The 18,016-nt window shown below is 43.2% G+C and carries 15 protein-coding genes; all 15 read left to right on the top strand.

Annotated features, from left to right (window positions below):
* The first annotated feature begins 77 nt into the window (after nucleotides 1–77).
* Nucleotides 78–1,916, top strand: coding sequence for an ABC transporter permease (locus AC0TWI_RS15440; protein WP_488127227.1), 1,839 nt, complete (start codon nucleotides 78–80; stop codon nucleotides 1,914–1,916).
* Between the two features lie 6 nt (nucleotides 1,917–1,922).
* A complete protein-coding gene (locus AC0TWI_RS15435; RefSeq protein WP_488127226.1) occupies nucleotides 1,923–3,047 on the top strand; it encodes an ABC transporter ATP-binding protein in 1,125 nt (374 codons plus the stop codon).
* A 58-nt stretch (nucleotides 3,048–3,105) separates the two neighbouring features.
* Entirely contained in the window at nucleotides 3,106–3,816 is a 711-nt protein-coding gene (locus AC0TWI_RS15430; RefSeq protein ID WP_488127247.1) for an MgtC/SapB family protein, read from the top strand.
* 20 nt (nucleotides 3,817–3,836) lie between these two features.
* A complete protein-coding gene (locus AC0TWI_RS15425; protein ID WP_488127225.1) occupies nucleotides 3,837–4,655 on the top strand; it encodes a Cof-type HAD-IIB family hydrolase in 819 nt (272 codons plus the stop codon).
* Between the two features lie 14 nt (nucleotides 4,656–4,669).
* Complete coding sequence (locus AC0TWI_RS15420; RefSeq protein WP_488127224.1) at nucleotides 4,670–5,497, top strand: inositol monophosphatase family protein; 828 nt, start codon at nucleotides 4,670–4,672, stop codon at nucleotides 5,495–5,497.
* A gap of 23 nt (nucleotides 5,498–5,520) precedes the next feature.
* Complete coding sequence (locus AC0TWI_RS15415; protein ID WP_488127223.1) at nucleotides 5,521–6,411, top strand: sugar phosphate isomerase/epimerase family protein; 891 nt, start codon at nucleotides 5,521–5,523, stop codon at nucleotides 6,409–6,411.
* A 211-nt stretch (nucleotides 6,412–6,622) separates the two neighbouring features.
* Nucleotides 6,623–7,423 (top strand): endonuclease/exonuclease/phosphatase family protein, encoded by an 801-nt coding sequence (locus tag AC0TWI_RS15410; RefSeq protein ID WP_488127222.1) that lies wholly within the window; start codon nucleotides 6,623–6,625, stop codon nucleotides 7,421–7,423.
* Nucleotides 7,424–7,554: 131 nt separating this feature from the next.
* Nucleotides 7,555–8,436, top strand: a complete 882-nt coding sequence (locus AC0TWI_RS15405; protein WP_488127221.1) for a metallophosphoesterase family protein — start codon at nucleotides 7,555–7,557, stop codon at nucleotides 8,434–8,436.
* Nucleotides 8,437–8,452: 16 nt separating this feature from the next.
* Complete coding sequence (locus tag AC0TWI_RS15400) at nucleotides 8,453–9,454, top strand: histidinol phosphate phosphatase domain-containing protein (RefSeq protein WP_488127220.1); 1,002 nt, start codon at nucleotides 8,453–8,455, stop codon at nucleotides 9,452–9,454.
* A gap of 65 nt (nucleotides 9,455–9,519) precedes the next feature.
* The gene (locus tag AC0TWI_RS15395; RefSeq protein WP_488127219.1) at nucleotides 9,520–10,785 is read left to right on the top strand and encodes a glycoside hydrolase family 125 protein; all 1,266 of its coding nucleotides are present in this window, start codon (nucleotides 9,520–9,522) and stop codon (nucleotides 10,783–10,785) included.
* 179 nt (nucleotides 10,786–10,964) lie between these two features.
* Nucleotides 10,965–12,230, top strand: coding sequence for an ABC transporter substrate-binding protein (locus tag AC0TWI_RS15390; RefSeq protein WP_488127218.1), 1,266 nt, complete (start codon nucleotides 10,965–10,967; stop codon nucleotides 12,228–12,230).
* Nucleotides 12,231–12,330: 100 nt separating this feature from the next.
* Nucleotides 12,331–13,269: a carbohydrate ABC transporter permease gene (locus AC0TWI_RS15385; protein WP_488127217.1), complete on the top strand. Its 939-nt coding sequence runs from the start codon at nucleotides 12,331–12,333 to the stop codon at nucleotides 13,267–13,269.
* Nucleotides 13,269–14,096: a carbohydrate ABC transporter permease gene (locus AC0TWI_RS15380; protein WP_488127216.1), complete on the top strand. Its 828-nt coding sequence runs from the start codon at nucleotides 13,269–13,271 to the stop codon at nucleotides 14,094–14,096. Before AC0TWI_RS15385 ends, AC0TWI_RS15380 begins: the two co-directional genes overlap by 1 nt.
* Nucleotides 14,097–14,123: 27 nt before the next feature.
* Nucleotides 14,124–14,717 (top strand): DUF624 domain-containing protein, encoded by a 594-nt coding sequence (locus AC0TWI_RS15375; RefSeq protein ID WP_488127215.1) that lies wholly within the window; start codon nucleotides 14,124–14,126, stop codon nucleotides 14,715–14,717.
* 52 nt (nucleotides 14,718–14,769) lie between these two features.
* Nucleotides 14,770–17,880: an alpha-mannosidase gene (locus AC0TWI_RS15370; RefSeq protein WP_488127214.1), complete on the top strand. Its 3,111-nt coding sequence runs from the start codon at nucleotides 14,770–14,772 to the stop codon at nucleotides 17,878–17,880.
* Nucleotides 17,881–18,016 lie beyond the last annotated feature (136 nt).

The raw sequence follows: 18,016 nt of genomic DNA, 5'->3' as shown, positions 1-18,016 counted from the left end.
TATTTTCACTATAAAGATCCATTAGCCGGAATAGGGCTGGTCGTTCCGGTTAATGGGTTGCGAGGAGGTTAAAATCTGTGAAACCGGATGAACTAGGAAACCCGACAGCTAACTACGGAAAAATGACCAAGGTTAAAAATATCATAAAAGGTATGTTAACGAACCCTTTTCACATCATTAGCATCATCTCGATTATTTTTCTGATTTATACAATCATCATCCCGATGTTTGAAATTGTAAAGAATACGGTTATCTGGCAGGATTCAGATATTCTCATATCTGATAAAGCGGACCCTGGCGGCTTGACGCTCTTTCACTGGGCAAAGGTGTTGGCAAGTGACATCAGCCAATCCATCTTTTACAAACCACTGCTTAATACGCTGAGCATTGCCTTTACAGTAACGTTCATTACCATGATTTTAGGCGGAGGACTTGCTTGGCTCGTTACCAGGACAGATATCCCTTACAAAAAGACGATAGCATTTCTGACCATCGTCCCCTATATGTTGCCGTCTTGGATCAAATCCCTTGCTTGGATCATTGTTTTTAAAAATGACCGAATTGGCGGGTCAAAGGGCTTACTTCAAAGTGTTTTTCACATCAATCCCCCTGATTGGCTCTCATATGGCTTCTTGCCTATTACGATAAACTTATCCGCCCACTACTTTGTATTTTTCTTCTTGCTTGTAGCCGCCGCATTGAAGTCTGTAAATGGAAACTTGGAGGAGAGTGCCAGTCTATTAGGAGCGAGCCGCAGCACGATATTGAGGAAAGTGACCTTTCCGCTGGTGCTGCCCGCTATCTTATCTGCCATCATCCTGACGTTCTCCAAAACATTGGGAACCTTCGGTGTTGCAGCTTTCCTTGGACTGCCAGTTAAATACTACACCATTTCAACAATGCTATACGGATCTATGAAAAATAGAATGGTCACCGATGCGTATGTGCTATGCATCATCCTCATTCTAATTTCTTCTGTAGTTATATTTATCAATCAAAAAGCGATTGGCAAGCGTAAAAGCTTTGAAACTATTGGAGGAAAGGATTCAAGAAAGATGGTAACACCGCTGGGAAAATGGAAAATACCGCTCTTTTCGGGGGTCATACTTTTTCTTGGTTCAGCGGCTATCTTCCCGTTCTTCCTTCTTCTTCTTCAGTCATTCATGCTGAGAGACGGAGACTATAGCTTAAGCAATTTGACGGCACATTTCTGGATTGGAAACTCGGATCCCGCCATTGCATCAGGGGAGGTTGGGGTATTAAAGAATCCGGCTTTATGGGATGCCGCCTTCAACTCACTGAAAATCGCTTTAGTTGCTGCTGTGGTGGCAGCTGCTATCGGGCTCATTCTCGGTTATGTAATCAGTAAAGGGAGGAACAGCTTATCTTCCAAGCTTACAGACCAATTTTCCTTTTTACCCTATTTGGTGCCAAGTATCGCCTTCTCTGCTATTTATCTAAGCATGTTTGCAAAACCAAGTTTCTTTTTGCCTAGTTTGTATGGAACGCTGTTCTTGATCATCCTGATCACAATCGTAAAGGAATTGCCTTTTGCAACGCGTTCTGGCACGAGTACGATGTATCAAATCGGCGGTGAACTGGAAGAGGCCGCAACACTTGCCGGTGCATCTTGGTTCAGAAGATTCTTCAGAATCATGGTTCCATTAAGCAAGCAGGGGGTATTCAGTGCTTTTCTTCTTGTATTCATCAGCGGGATGAAGGAGCTTGACCTGATCTTGCTGCTGGTCACGCCGAAAACCGGCACATTGACAACCCTGACATTCCGTTATGCCGACCAGGGTTTTCATCAATACTCAGATGCCATTGTGGTGATCATCATTACGTTGATCGTTCTAGTCTATTACCTTGCCACGAAATTTGGAAAAGCAGATATTACAAAAGGAATTGGAGGATGATCCGTTATGAGCAGAATTGAACTGAAAGGTATTAATAAGTATTTTGATAGCAATCATGTGTTGAAAGACCTGAATCTGGTTATTGAAGAAGGGGATTTTATGACGCTGCTCGGGCCTTCCGGCTGTGGAAAAACCACAACTCTAAGAATTATTACCGGTTTGGAGAATCCCGAAAAGGGTGTTATCACGGTAAATGGCAAGGAAATTGTAAACGGTGAAATGCATCATTACGTGCCTTCTTCCAAACGGGGATTAAACCTGGTATTTCAAAGTTATGCGTTATGGCCGCATATGACCGTTTCTGAGAATGTTTCCTTCGGCTTGTCCATTCAAAAAATGAAAAAGGATGCAATCAAAGCAAAAGTGGAAGCGGCATTGGACAAAATGCAAATCCTCCATTTAAAGGATCGCTATCCATCTGAACTGTCAGGCGGCCAGCAGCAGCGGGTAGCGATTGCGAGAGCGATCGTAACAGAACCGAAAATCCTCCTGCTTGATGAACCTTTATCCAATCTCGATGCAAAGTTGAGGCTCGATATGCGGGCAGAACTAAAGCGGCTGCACCAAGAATTAAAGACAACGATCATTTATGTAACCCATGATCAGGTAGAAGCTCTAACCATGTCGACGAAAATAGCGGTTTTCTTTGAAGGAGAGCTTGCTCAAGTAGCAACGCCAAGAGATATCTACCATAGCCCTGCGGATCTCAGGGTTGCCAATTTCATCGGTAATCCGAAAATCAATCTGATCGACGCCACATGTGAACCATCGATGAACTGCTTGGCGACATATTCAGTGCTGGGTCAGCTGGATCTTCCACTGATAAGTGATTATGCCGGCAAGGCAAAGTTAGCAATCTACCCGGAGGACATTCAAATCCACACAAAGAAAACGGCCAATTCCATTCCTTGCAGCATCTATTCGATCTTGCCTGCAGGGTCGGAAACGCTTGTGCAGTTGGAACTGCAAGACGGCTATACTTTGCTGGCCAAACTAATCGGAGAGCTTGACCTGCCAGCCGGCGAACAGGTTTGGATCAATTTCCCGTTAGAAAAAATTAATGTTTATGATGAGGAAACGGCAAAACTCATTTCTGTCAGGGAGAGAAATGTGGAAAGGGCAATCGTGTAAGTTGGTATTTTTTAGCGATTCAGTATGGGTCATCAACTACTACGACTTAGTGATTCGAATGGTCCTTGCTTGCGTATTGGGCGGGCTGATTGGGATCGAGCGAGAATGGGGAAACCATGCTGCGGGGTTTAGAACGCATATTCTCGTATGTATTGGCTCCGCTACAATCATGCTTCTCTCCATATATGGGTTCAGCCAATTTGTCGATGAAGAGAATGTGAGGATAGATCCGGCAAGATTGGCTGCCCAAGTGATAAGTGGTATCGGTTTTTTAGGTGCCGGCGCAATTCTGAGAAATGGAAACATGGTTAAGGGGCTTACGACCGCAGCCTCTATTTGGGTGGTAGCCGCTATCGGCCTTTGCGTCGGTGCTGGTTTCCTTGTTGCAGCGGTCATATGTACCTCCATGGTGCTGATCAGTTTGTATATTTTAAATAAATGGGAAAGATTCATGCTGAAAAACAAGAGAATAGATGAAATCGAGATTATTATGCAAGATCGAAGCGGCTCAATCAAAGATTTAATGTCCAAGTTGGAAAAGCACGGGTTTGAAGTGGCGGATCTTAAAATTGAGATGAATAAATCAAAAAGGCTCGACCAAAGAGACACACTGAGAATCGTGTTAAGCCTCATCAAACGGAATAATTCAAATGTCATGCTCCTCTTTGATGAATTAATGAATACAGACTCTGTCCTCTCCCTGCAAACGCGGCATGCCAATCCTGTAAAGGTGGCAGATGAGAGCCCTGAACAAGAAGTGTCTATATAAAGAAGAATAGGCGGGTGGCTATGAGAAAAATAATGATTGTTTCCGATCTTGACGGAACACTTCTTAATCAAAATCACAGCATTAGTGAAGAAAACAAAAAAGCTATAAAAGATTTTGTAGCACTGGGCGGGAAATTTACCATTGCTACCGGGAGAATGGAGAAAGCGGTAGCTCCATTTATAGAAGAGCTGGGGTTAAAAATCCCGATGATCCTGTATAATGGAGCAAAAATTTATGATCCTGTCACCGGTGTCGCTTTATTTGACCAGGAAATGGTGTTCCCAAAAAGCTTTTGGAAGGAACTTCTGAGAATGGCAGGGGAAGATACCGCTGTCTTCGTCTACCAAAGGGGCAATGTGTACTCACCCCATGATAATGAGGTTCGTGGGGCGTACGAGGCCAAAGAAAATGTTGTTTGCCGGCCATTCACCGAAGAACTGTATAACAGGCTGGTAACCAAAATATTGATCATAAGTTCATCTGTTGCAAAATTATCTCAGATTGAGGATCTAATAGTAAAAGAGGATATCTTGTGTGAAACGATTTATTCAGAAAGAAACTATTTGGAGATTTTGCCGCCTGGTGTTTCTAAAGGGAATGCTTTGAAAAAACTAAGGGCATTAACCGGGGAAGAAGAGCTGCATGTAGTTGCGGTCGGGGACAACTTAAACGACATCTCTATGTTTGAGGAGGCCGACAGGGGAATTGCAGTAAAGAATGCACATCCTCTGCTGAAAAGTTTGGCAAAGACAATTACAGTCCATCATGAAGAGCATGCCTTACAGGAAATCATTCAACGGTTGTCAGAGGAGATGCTCGAAGAAAAGATAGTAAAGTAAAGGGGGAAGGAAGTTTGGATTATTTAGAAATGGCGAAAAGAATAGCGAAGGATTGCGGGGAACTCATTAAATCGTATGAAGGCACATCTTATTCCATATCTGAAAAAAGTTCAGTATATGATATTGTGACAGAAGTCGACCGCATGGCAGAAGATTTTATCCGAAACAGGATCAGTGAGCTTGCTCCCGATCATAAGTTCCTTGGTGAGGAGGAATCTTTTGCCCAAAAGGACCTTCTTGACACAAGGTTGATGGAAGGGGAGTCCGAACCTTTCCTTTGGATTGTCGACCCAATAGACGGGACGAATAACTTTGTTCAGACCGGCAGTGGTTACGCCGTTTCCATTGCACTGTCATGTTACGGGAAGTTCAGGCTAGGTGTAATTTATGACCCGTCGAGAGATGAGTTGTTCTATGCTGAGAAGGGGAAAGGGGCATTTCTGAACGGGGATCCGATTCAGGTTTCCCCTACTGAGGAATTCAGCCAATGCACCATTGGCCTAGGGTTTCCCTCTTCCAATAAGCTAGCGAGAAACCGAGTTCTTTCTATTGTCGGAGATGTGGCGGAACATTGCCGTACGATTCGGTCGTACGGGTCGGCCGCTCTCCAGATTGCCTATGTTGCTTGCGGAAGATTGCATGGATATTGGCAGCCAGGGCTAAATATATGGGATACAGCTGCAGGGGTAGCAATTTTAAACGAGGCAAAAGGGCAAGTGTCAAATTCTGAGGGAGAGAAGTTTACTTTACGTACAAGAGATTTCCTTGGAAGCAATCAACATATCCATAACGATCTATTAGGATATATAGCTCAATCTGAAACAAAGATCACAACAAATTAAATATAATTGGGAGAGTGATCGTTATGAAACTTGGATTTTCATTAAAGCACCAAGTCTTTTTAGGGGAGCCCCATCTGGCAACAAAAAATGACTTAATCGCCCATTGTTCTTCGGTCGATTCTCTGTTGGACATTTTACAAGAAGAAGGAATAAGCTCCATAGAGCTTCGTGTCCTGTCTCCTAGTGCGGATGAAGGATTATACAGAAATGTAATTCAATCCATCTGGGACAGGGGAATGGAGTTAACTGTGCATGGTCAAGTGACGGATATAAACGGAGAAAGTTTCACAGAGCTTTACCCGTCAATCTCATTTATTTTAAATGAATATAAAAAGTATCAAAAGGAATTGGTGATTACGACCCATGCCTGTTCGGGACACGAAGGATCTGAAGAAGAATGGAGAGAAAAAACCATTCTAATGCTGCAAAAGTGGGCAAAGCTCCTTGAACATGAACCTGTTAAATTTGCTTTAGAAAACAACCGGAAAAAAAGCGATGTCATCGATCCAGGAAATGATACATTGAAAGTATTAGAAATGGTCCGGGAAATAGATCGTCCTAAAGTTGGGGTTTGTTGGGATATGGGGCACTTTTATTCGAACTTGATGGTTGAAAAGGGTATGAGTACTCCTCCGGAACAAGTCATGGACGATTTGCCACCATCAGATTTTATCAGCCGGGTTTACCATACACATATCCATGGAATTGGGACGAACGGCCGTACCCATCATCCACTGGTCAAAAGTGAAAACCTTCCACTGGACCGATACGTGTCAGCCTTGCAGGACAAAGAATACAAGGGAGTCTATAATTTAGAGTTGTCTATGGAACGTTTTGACAGCGAGTGTACGTTGAGTGGCTATGTGGTTCAATCAATCAGAAGTTTAAAAAAATCAGTTTTAGAGAGGGTCTAACAACAAAAGAACAGATACAGTGGTCCAGTCCAAAAAGGATTGGATCTTTTTTTGCTTATAGGAAAAAACAATAACAAATTTTCGCAACAGGCCTAACATTTTTTATCGTAAAGCAAGCAGTCATGATAAAAGCCCAGCTTTATAATAAAAATATCGAGACTCTAGCCAGAATGGGCAGCAACCCCAGTCGATGAATGGAGCAGGTGAAGAAATGAAATTGAAAATGATGACCTTCAATATGAGATACGACAATCCGGAAGACGGTGTAAATCGTTGGGCGAACCGTGTTGAGTTGGTTGCTCAGGTCATAGCTGATGAAAGGCCTAGTATTCTTGGGACGCAGGAGATGCTCCCAGGGATGCTGCAGACGTTAGAGGAAAAACTGGGGAACTATCGCTGGATTGGCGTACCCCGATTGCCGAATGATGAACATACGGTTATCTTTTATGATCATGAAAGACTCCAGCTTTCGAAGTCAGGAACATTTTGGTTGTCTGAAACGCCCCTTGAACCTGGCAGCAAAAGCTGGGGGTCAGCTTTGCCGCGTATTTGTACGTGGGGGGAGTTCACGCTGCTTCAGTCGGCCGAAAGGTTTCGTGTGTTCAATACGCATTTGGATCATCTAAGCGAATCTGCAAGAATCAACGGTTCAAAGGTAATCAGGGATTTTATCAGAAGAGCAAATGAAAGCGATAACCTTCCGACCGTTATAATGGGAGACTTTAATAACGATACGAGGGACAGTGAAGAAATTTGTCTATGGGAGTGCGAGGAGAAATTTGCAAGCGTTTTCTCCGCTTTAGGCTCGGAGACTGGAATGACGAGAACCTTCCATGATTTTTCAGGCGGGGAACTGGGAGAGGCAATCGATCATATTTTTGTTTCGCCAGAAGTCCGCTTGACTGAGGGAGGCATTTACCGTAAAAAAATCAATGGATTCTATCCTTCCGACCATTACCCTGTCTGGGCGGTTATTGAAGCGGGAAACACCCGGGACAGAGTGATTAAATGACACGATATTCAGATTGGTTTTGTTAATGAGGCAATTCCATTTTTTGTTTCTAGTATTAGGGAAAATGCAGTGATATTTTTAAAATGAAGCAGCTATAAACCAGATAGATTACTCTTCTTAGGGGGATTCTCATGGAATTACAGATGAAGAAGAATGGTTCATTCAACATTCTGCAATTAACCGATTTACATGTTGGTTCTACACCGTTTAATGAACAGGATATTCGTACATTCGACCATATAAAAGAGATGGCCGGTAAAGCAGCACCTGACTTAATTGTGATTAGTGGAGACTTAGTGTGGTCCGAAGGTGTGCCGAACCCTAAAGAGGGCTATGCCAGGATTGTCGAAACGTTAAACGAATTGGAGATTCCGGTGGCGATAACGTATGGAAACCATGATACAGAAGAAGGGATATCACGTTCTGAATTAAGAGAATTGGAAAACGGCATTCACTTGCTGGCAGAAAAAAAGCATTCTTGCATTGTCGAAGATAAAGAATCTTATTGTTTAGAAATAAAAAATGAGGATGCCCAAGTAAGCCATGTTATTTATATCATTGACAGCGGCGCAGAAGATCCGCTTAAGATCGGTCAGTATGAGTATGTTCATCCGGACCATGTAACGTGGTTTAACGAGGTATCAAAAAACTATGCTTCAAGATCAGCGGAGTACAAACCGGATGTTCTTTTCCTCCATATCCCTCTGCCTGAATACAAAGAAGGATTTATGGAAGGCCAGGTTTCTGGATACAGATATGAAGAAATCTCCTCACCATTGGTGAATACCGGGCTATTTACATCCTTATTGATTGATGGGAAGGTCGGGGGAGTTTTTTGCGGGCATGACCATGATAATGACTTTGTCGCAGATTGGCATGGAATAAAGTTAGGGTTTGGAAGAGTCAGCGGCTTTAACTGCTATGGCGAGCTGACACGCGGAGCCCGGATTATTACCCTCCATAACGACCGGAACTTCGATACACACATTGTTGAAACAGAAGATAAAAAATAGGTAGGCGGTGTAAGGGATGAAAGTAGATTATCATATTCATCTTGAGGAAGGCCCATACTCATTGTCATTTGTCGATAAAACATTGAGAGCGATGGATCATGTTAACCCGATTACTCAAAAGCGTCACACGAAAGAATGGCTGTTGGAATCGATGGATCGGTTGCAAACGCGGTTAAAGGAGACCGAATACTCCAAGTATTGGCTGGATTTTTATCTGGAGGAAGCGCTGAACAAGGGGCTGACAGAGGTAGGGATAGTGGATCATTTATATAGATTCCATGAAACGAGAGAATACTTCGAGAAATATATCGATGTCGAATCGGCTGATATCGGCTCAAGGCAGCTTGATTGGTTGAACAAAGTGATGGTGAGAAGCCTCGATGAATTTGCGGCTGTAATAAATGAGGCAAAGGAGCATTGGAAATCCAGAGGAGTCCTCCTGCGCTTCGGAATGGAAGCGGATTATTTTGTTGGCGGTGAAAAGGAGTTAAAAGCGATTCTCGACCAATATGACTTCGATTATGTGATTGGATCTGTCCACTTTAACCATGGCTGGGGATTCGATAATCCGGAGCTTCAAGAGAAGTTCCTCGAGTATGATTTGGTCGAGCTTTACAAAGACCATTTTGAAACCGTGAAAAAAGCCGCAGAGAGCGGACTGTTTGATTTTATCGCCCATCTGGACAACCTGAAGGTCTTTAATTATCGGCCGGATGAACAGTTGCTCATTCCATTATACGAAGATGTAGCAAAGACATTGGCGGATTGTGATGTAGCAACGGAGATCAATCCGGGTCTGTACTATCGTTATCCTGTAAAGGAAATGTGCCCAAGCAGCAGATTTCTGGATGTACTGGTCCAGCACAATGTGAAGTTCACAACGTCTTCTGATTCTCATTTCCCTAATGACATCGGCATTTTTTCAGACGATATCAAACAATTGCTGATGGATCGGAACGTAATGGAAGTAGCCACCTTCGAGAAACGGAAAAGGAAGATGCAGTCTTTTCATCGCTGATCTGCTGCTGCCAGGCTGATTGCCGATACGGAGCAGCGAGTACTCTATAACTGGAAGTGATTTTTTTGTACAGAGACATTATTGAAGAGGCTAATCAGATTGTTAATGAGAGAATAAAGGACAAAAAAGTAGTAGATATGTTTAAAAATTGCTTTGGCGACACTCTCTCCAAAACGGTCAAGCATTTGGAGGATGGTTCTGTCTACCTGATAACCGGGGACATCCCGGCAATGTGGCTGCGGGACTCCGCCTTGCAGTTACGGCCCTATCTGCTTTTTTTAGGAAAGAGCCAAGCGCTCGATTCTTTGGTGGCAGGTGTCATACAACGGCAAATTGATTTTATTTTGAAAGATCCCTATGCGAATGCATTTAATGAACAGGATAACGGCAATCGCTGGGATGATGATGTGCCCCTGCAGCATCCCGGCATTTGGGAACAGAAATATGAAATAGATTCTTTATGCTTTCCGTTTCAGCTCGCTTATCAATACTGGAAATACACGGGGGATACCCGCATCTTTACGGAAGACTTTAAAAAAGCTTCTTTGGCGGTTATGGATTTATGGAAAACAGAACAAGACCATGCAAATTCCGATTACCGTTTCTATCGGCCGGAGACGGGAGAACTGAGTCACGGAGGAAAGGGCACCCCTGTGGGGTATACAGGGATGACCTGGTCCGGTTTCCGGCCAAGTGATGATGCCTGTAACTATCACTACTTAATCCCAAGCAACTTATTCGCGGTCAGAGTTTTAGAAATCCTGTCGGAAATATTGGGAGAGATCTATTCTGACCAGCGAACAAAACAATCAGCACTGGACTTATCGCTGGAAATCCGGTCGGGAGTCGAACATTTTGGGGTCGTTTCTACGGAAAGCGGCCAGAAGTTCCTGGCATATGAAACAGATGGTCTCGGAAATTATGAACTGATGGATGATAGCAATATGCCCAGTCTGCTTTCTTTGCCCTTGCTGACGGATATGACAAATGAGGATCCGCTCTACATTGTCACACGTCATTTTGTATTAAGCAAAGACAACCCTTACTTTTTTGAAGGCGCATACGCAAAAGGGGTTGGAAGCCCTCATACCCCTTCGAACCATGTCTGGCCGATTGCCATAGCCGTTGAAGGGCTTACCACTGACAGCCAAAAAGAGAAATGGGAGAAGATCCAACTGATCTGCACAAATGACGCTGATACGATGCAATCCCATGAATCCTTTGACTGTGACAATCCGTTCTCGTTTACTAGAGAATGGTTCTCTTGGTCGAATGCAATGTTCTGTGAATTGGTTCTCGATTATTGCGGATACCGCCTGGAATATAAATAAAGGCTTCTAAAGGAATGACAGTGATATGAAGGTTTTACCAATTTGCATTAATCGCTTTTTACCACGTTAATTGGTGACAAAAAAAGTTAGTAGTCGCTTTGTAAACGGTATCACCCGGAAGGTAGAATTTATATAGAGATAAAACCTGATTTCAAAAAAAGAGCAATGGGGGAACAGTTATGAGGAAAAACAAAAGCTTTCTCAGTTTGGTCAGTGCTTTACTAGTTGTCATGCTTCTTTTGGCAGGTTGCGGCGGTTCATCAACCAATGGGAAGAAAAATTCCGATGACGGAAAAGTTTCGTTGACGATTCAATATTATATCGGAGCCATTAGTAAAGGATCGATTGAAGCCGCGAAAAAGGCATTTCCTGATTATGATTTGAAATTTGTCGAGCTTCCAGCGGATGACAACTATGATGTTAAGCTGAAAACCGCTTTAAACTCAAAATCAGCACCGGACATTGCAACGATTAACAGCAATATCCAAGACTTTCTGCCCTACGCGAATAAATTTGTAAACTTGCTTGATCATGGTGCAGGGGAAATCAAGGACGACTTTGTTCCTTGGAAATTAGAGTCGGCCATGACTCCAGATAAAAAGACGTTAATTGCCATGCCGCTTGATATTGGACCGACTGCGCTCTTCTACCGTGTAGACTTATTTGAAGAAGCAGGCCTGCCTACAGATCCGGAAGAGGTTTCAGCAAAAATTTCAACGAGTGAAGAATACTTGGCAGCGGCTAAACAAATGAAAGAAAAATTGGACAAGCCGATGTTCAGAGCGGCCGTTGACATTCTAGCAGAGGAATACAATAAGCTGGATGCCGGGATGTATAACGAAGACGGAAAGCTGATCCTGGCTGATGGCCAGTTGAAGGATGCTTGGGATTACGTTGTAACAGCAATTGAGAACGGCTACACACTTGGATCCAAGTCAAATACGGTTGATGGCGTTAACGCGATGAATCAAGGGTTGTTCGGATCCTATATTGGCGCCTCTTGGGGTGTAATGGATGTCAAGGATGCAGCCGAATCTGCCGGAAAATGGCGGATTGCAAAAGCACCAGGCGGCTACTCGAACCAAGGAGGATCGTATTTGGCGGTTTTAGGCAATACAGCACATCCTGAAGAAGCTTCCAAAGTAGCGATCTTTTTAACGAATAAAGACAGCCAAATCCTTAACTTGAAAGAAAATAGCTTATTCCCATCATTGCATACCGTTTACGATATGCCAGAAATGGAAGCTAAGGATGACTTCTTTGGCGGACAGGAAATCAACGAGTATTTCATTGATGCAGCGGAAAAAATCCCTTATGTCTATAGAGATTCACGCGACACAAGTGCTTTCAGTTATTTTGAAAATGAGATCAGCCTAGTCGAGTACCAGGGTAAAGACCCTGAAAAGGCCTGGGCGGATGCAGTGAAAAAAGCAGAAGGTCTCTAAAGGGAGGATTTGAGATTAGGTGATGTATATCCCTAATCTCAATCTTTTTACTCGAGATTTTTTTCCATTATTATCATTCACGTGAAGAGGTGAAAATACGTTGTCTACTCAAACGGAAGCAGCCAAAACGACGATCAGTGATAAAAATAAATATCGTAGAATAATTGATCTTTTGACCCCCTATGTATTCATTTCGCCGTTTTACATTCTGTTTCTGACCTTTGGGCTATTCCCGATTATTTTCTCGGGAGTTCTGGCCTTTAGTAAGTGGGATGGAATTGGTGAAATTCAGTTTACCGGATTGGAAAACTTCCAAAGGCTGCTGAGCGATGTTGACTTTTGGCTGTCGATTAAAAACACATTGATCATTTGGGGAGTCCAGACGATTCCGATGCTGGTATTCTCTCTGGCATTTGCATTTTTAATCAACTTGAAAATCATCAAACACAAGGAAACGGTCAAAACGATTTATTTCTTGCCATATGTAACGTCAGTTGTTGCTGTTACAATATTGTTCGGTTTGATTTTCTCAAGCCAGTCGGGGTTGATCAATGCCCTGCTGTCATGGATGGGGAAAGAGCCGATTGCCTTTATCGATAGCCCATTCTGGGTGAGAATTGTCATCGCACTGATCGGTTTTTGGCAATACTTTGGCTACAATATGATCATTTATTATAGTGGTCTGCAGAAAATTCCGTATGACTACTATGAAGCGGCAATTATTGATGGAGCTTCAAAATTCAAGATCTTCACAGCGATCACGGTTCCACTATTGAAGCCGATTATCTTATTTACAGTGTTAATGTCGACGATCGGCGGTCTTCAAGTTTTTGCGGAAGCACAAGTTCTGGTGCCGAATAACGCAACGGCTGAAGGCGGCTCCTTGACGATTGTTTACTATATTTACAATACTGCTTTCATCCAGAACCGTTATGGGTATGGTTCGGCTATCACTTGGGGGTTAGTTGGCATCATCCTTATTATCTCCTTGATTAACTGGTATTTAACGACTTACAGAATAAAGGGTGAGAATGATTGATGAAAAAATTAACCTTATCCAATATATTAGTCAAATTCGTATTGTTCATCGGCGCGATTATCTCGATTTTTCCATTCTATTGGATGATTGTGATGGCGAGCCGGACGAATGCCGAAATCTTTTCTGTCCCTCCGTTTTTTACAGTCGGAGGAAACCTGTTAGCGAATGCAAAAGTCGTCATTACGGAAACGAACTTCTTCCAAGCATTCGGAAATACCGTATTTTATGCGGTCGTTTCAACAGTGCTCATTCTGTTCTTTGATTCATTGGCGGGCTATACATTCGCAAAGCTGAAATTCAAAGGGAAAAACATCTTGTTCATTATGCTGCTGGCCACAATGATGATACCTGGACAGATCAATATTATTCCACAGTTTATTATGATGGATAAAATCGGCTGGGTCGGATCGTATAATGCCTTGATCATCCCCGGTATGGCGAACGCTTTCGGTATCTTTTGGGTCAAGCAATATTGTGAAAGTGCCATTCCTGACAGTTTGATAGAAGCGGCGAAAATTGATGGATGCAGTGTGTTTGGAACGTATTGGAGGATCGGCTTGCCAATATTGCGTCCGGCTCTTTCGTTTCTGGCAATCTATTCATTTATCGGAGCCTGGAATGACTATACATGGCCGTTGATCATTTTGAATGACGAAACAAAGTATGTATTGTCTCTTGCCCTGACGCGCCTGCAAGGGTTGTATTTTACAGATTATCCATTGGTCATTGCAGGAACTTTATTGACAACATTGCCGGTCGTCATCATCTTCATCTTCTTCAGCAGACAGTTAATGGCCGGAATAACAGATGGAGCTGTGAAAGAGTAAGAGAACTTTGAGAGGAGAGGTAGATTGATGGATACATTTTATTCTTGGCTGGATCAACTGATGGATGTCGTGATTGTCAGTATATTGGTGCTGACATTCTCCCTGCCTCTCTTCACCATCATTCCGTCATTCGCTGCCGGAATCAAGGTATTCCAGTTGAAGGCTGAAGGAAGGGCTGACAGCATTTTTCTCCTCTTCTTTCAGTCTTTTAAAAAAGGGTTCCTCAAAGGTTCTCTTGCTCAGCTGGTTCTGGTGGTTTTTTATAGTATCGGCTTAGTCAACTTTGATATTGCACAAAATAGCGGCCCTGTGATCGGACTTGCTGTTTTTACTTTAACTGCATTCTTCCTCTTTGTCCTAACGTTGACTGTGATGAATTGGATGTTTGTACTGCAAGATAAAGATGTGCCGATCAAGACTGTTTTAAGAGAAAGCATGCTATTAAGTTTCATTAAGCTGCCTCAAATGCTCCTTTTATTGGTTGCCTATGGGCTGCTCGCAGCAATTACGGTGTTTTTCCCTTATTTGCTTATTTTAACATTGGGATTGATCGTGAAGACCCATTACAAAACATGCAGCAAAACATGGAAAACGATTTCGTTGGCCCCTGTAAATATATAAGTGCGCATAACGTTGTTTTTCCCTGCTGTTACTCACTCCTGGAGGTGGAATCATGTTCTATACGATTGAAAAATTGAAAAGCCGGGTTGAAGAGCTTAATCAATACCGCTATATAGAAAGAAATGCGATACAAAATTGGTATCACAAAGAAGATGAAACGAAAGCTTTGAAATATCCTCCTGCCAAAGATAAATCATGGGAGGCATTTGAACAGGGGGTCACTTGGTCTGGCCGAGATTACTATATTTGGCTGACGACCGAACTTGCTGTTCCGGATAAGAAGAATGAAGATCTCGTTTTGCTGTTCGATTTTGGAAAGACAGACGGAGGGACGAATTCCGGTTTTGAATCGTTGCTATTCATTAACGGTGTACCTTATCAAGGCGTAGATGGAAACCATCGGGAAGTATTTTTGAACAAAGAGTTTTATGGCCAGACCATTTCTTTAAGTTTGAAGCTGTGGTCTGGATTAGAAGGCGGCGGTGCGCCGAAGATCAGCAGGCATCATTTTAAATATAGTGACATCGCAGTACTGGACCCCACTGTAGATGATCTCTATTTTACGAGCAAAATGGTATTGGAAACAGCGGAAATCCTTCATGAGAAGGATCCGAATAAATATATTTTGGAAAAAGCATTGGAAAAGACATTTTACGAGTTGGACTGGGCCAATCCGGGAAGCTCATCGTTCTATGAATCCTGTGCAAAAGCGAATAACGTCTTGCAAGTTGAAATGGAAAAGATGGAGAAACACACTCCGGTAACAGTGACAGCGATCGGTCATACTCATATTGACGTTGCCTGGTTATGGAGATTGAAGCATACGAGAGAAAAAGCCGCACGGTCTTTTTCAACCGTTTTAAGGCTGATGGAGCGCTATCCGGATTATTATTTCCTGCAATCCCAGCCGCAATTGTATGCCTATATAAAAAAGGATTATCCGGAAATTTACGAGCAGATCAAGCAAAAGATTGTCGATGGAAAGTGGGAAATTGACGGCGGCATGTGGCTGGAAGCCGATTGCAATATACCATCCGGTGAATCGATAGTCCGCCAATTGCTGCATGGAACCCAGTTTATGCAAAGTGAGTTCGGAAAGAAGCCGAATTTCCTCTGGCTGCCTGATGTGTTCGGTTATTCTTGGGCATTGCCGCAAATTCTGACCAAGTCCAACCTGAAAACATTCATGACAACGAAAATCAGCTGGAATCAATACAATCGCATACCTCATGACACATTTTGGTGGAAAGGGATCGATGGAAGCAAAATACTCACCCACATGATTACGACGCCTGAGCCTGAGGATTATGACACCGATTCGTTTCATTACACATATAACGGCGTGCTTGAGCCAAAAACCGTAAAAGGCATATATGATGACTATACGGACAAAAACATTAACTCTGATTTATTGCTCGCTTACGGACATGGAGATGGCGGTGGCGGCGTAAACCGTGAAATGCTCGAACAAAGACGCCGGTTGGACAAGATTCCAGGGCTTCCCCATGTTAAGACCGGGTCTGCCAAAGAATACTTTGACCACCTGAATGACACGGTAAAGAATACTGATGAATATGTCCATACTTGGGACGGCGAGCTTTACCTTGAGTATCACAGGGGAACTTACACGTCTCAAGCATTTGTTAAAAGGCTGAACCGTAAGCTGGAAATTGCGCTTCGTGAGGCTGAGTTTTTGCGACTTTGGGCTGCAAAAGAAAAAGGCGGACACACCTATCCGGCGGAGGAGCTTCGTGAGGGCTGGGAAATCGTCTTGAGAAATCAATTCCATGATATTATTCCGGGTTCCTCCATTCATGAAGTATATGAGGATGCGAAAGAAGAATATGGACAAGCAGTGGAGTTAGTGAAGAAAGTGAAAGACACGTTTGGCGAAGAGGAATTGGTCAAGAGCCCCTTGACCTGGACTGTTTTTAACAGCGCCAGCTGGAATCGAAGCGATTTTACCTTTATCCAGGAAGCTGAACAAGGGTTGCATTTTGTTGATGCTGACGGGGAGAAGCTGCCTTCTGTCAAACTGGCGGACGGTTATCTTGTCTACGTAAATGTCGTTCCAAGTCTAGGATTTAAAGTAATCCGGGGGATGAGAGACGAAGCTGACAAAAATACGAATGAAATTTTCAAAGTCGCAGGGGACACTGTGGAAACACCATTTTATACAATCCAATGGAATACAGAAGGCCAATTGGTCAGCATCTTTGATAAAGAGGCAGAGAAAGAAGTATTGGCAGGCAAAGGTAATGCATTCCAACTGTTCGAAGACAAGCCGATGAACTTTGATGCCTGGGATATCGATATTTATTATCAGCAAAAGATGAAAGAAATTCCCGCTTCGTCCATCAAAGTAAAAGCAGTGAATCACTTAGCTGCAGAAATTGAGTTTACGTACGAGTTTGGTGATTCTTCTATCACTCAAGACATGATCCTATACTCGACAACGCGACGGATCGATTTTAAAACGAAAGTGAATTGGAAAGAATGCCAGCAATTGTTGAAGGTTGCCTTTCCAGTCACCATCCGTTCCACAGAAGCAACATATGATATCCAATTCGGCAACGTGAAGCGCCCGACGCATTGGAACACCAGCTGGGATTATGCCCGCTTTGAATCGGTTGGGCATCAGTGGGCCGACTTATCGGAATATCAATACGGTGTGAGCCTCTTAAATGAGTCGAAATACGGATATGATATCCGGGATAACGTCATGAGGCTGACGTTGTTAAAAGGCGCAGTTTTTCCGGATCCGGCTGCCGATATCGGCATGCACGAGTTTACGTATAGCTTGTACCCGCATCAGGGGGATTTTGTACAAGCGGAAACCGTCCAGGCAGCTTGGGCTCTAAACAACCCATTTGAGGTATACGAAGGAGCAGTAGACTTTAAACTGAATCAGTTCATCGAGTTTACGGGCAATCCGTATATTTTTGTAGATGCGATCAAGAAAGCGGAGGAAGGCAGCGGCGTGATTGTCCGGTTCCATGATTACTCTGGCGGAACTCAAAAGGTGTCATTGAAACCTGCATTTCCATTTGAAACCTGGATGGAAACAGACTTAATGGAAAATCCGATTGAAGAAGAAAAACGCTCGGATGTCATTGAGTTGAACGTCAAGCCTTATGAAATCAAGACCATACTGTTAAAGTGAAACCTTTGAAGAAGAGTGGGGGATCGGTCGTTCATTGTGTGAACCCCCCTTCTTTTTTCATAGTTGTAATTCCTCTCTGATATCAAGTAATTAATCCAACACTTTTAAACGCCAAAAAATGTCATAAGCAGTATGG

This window comes from Lederbergia sp. B243.17, from assembly GCF_057657925.1.
This window is presented reverse-complemented; position numbering and strand designations above follow the sequence as displayed.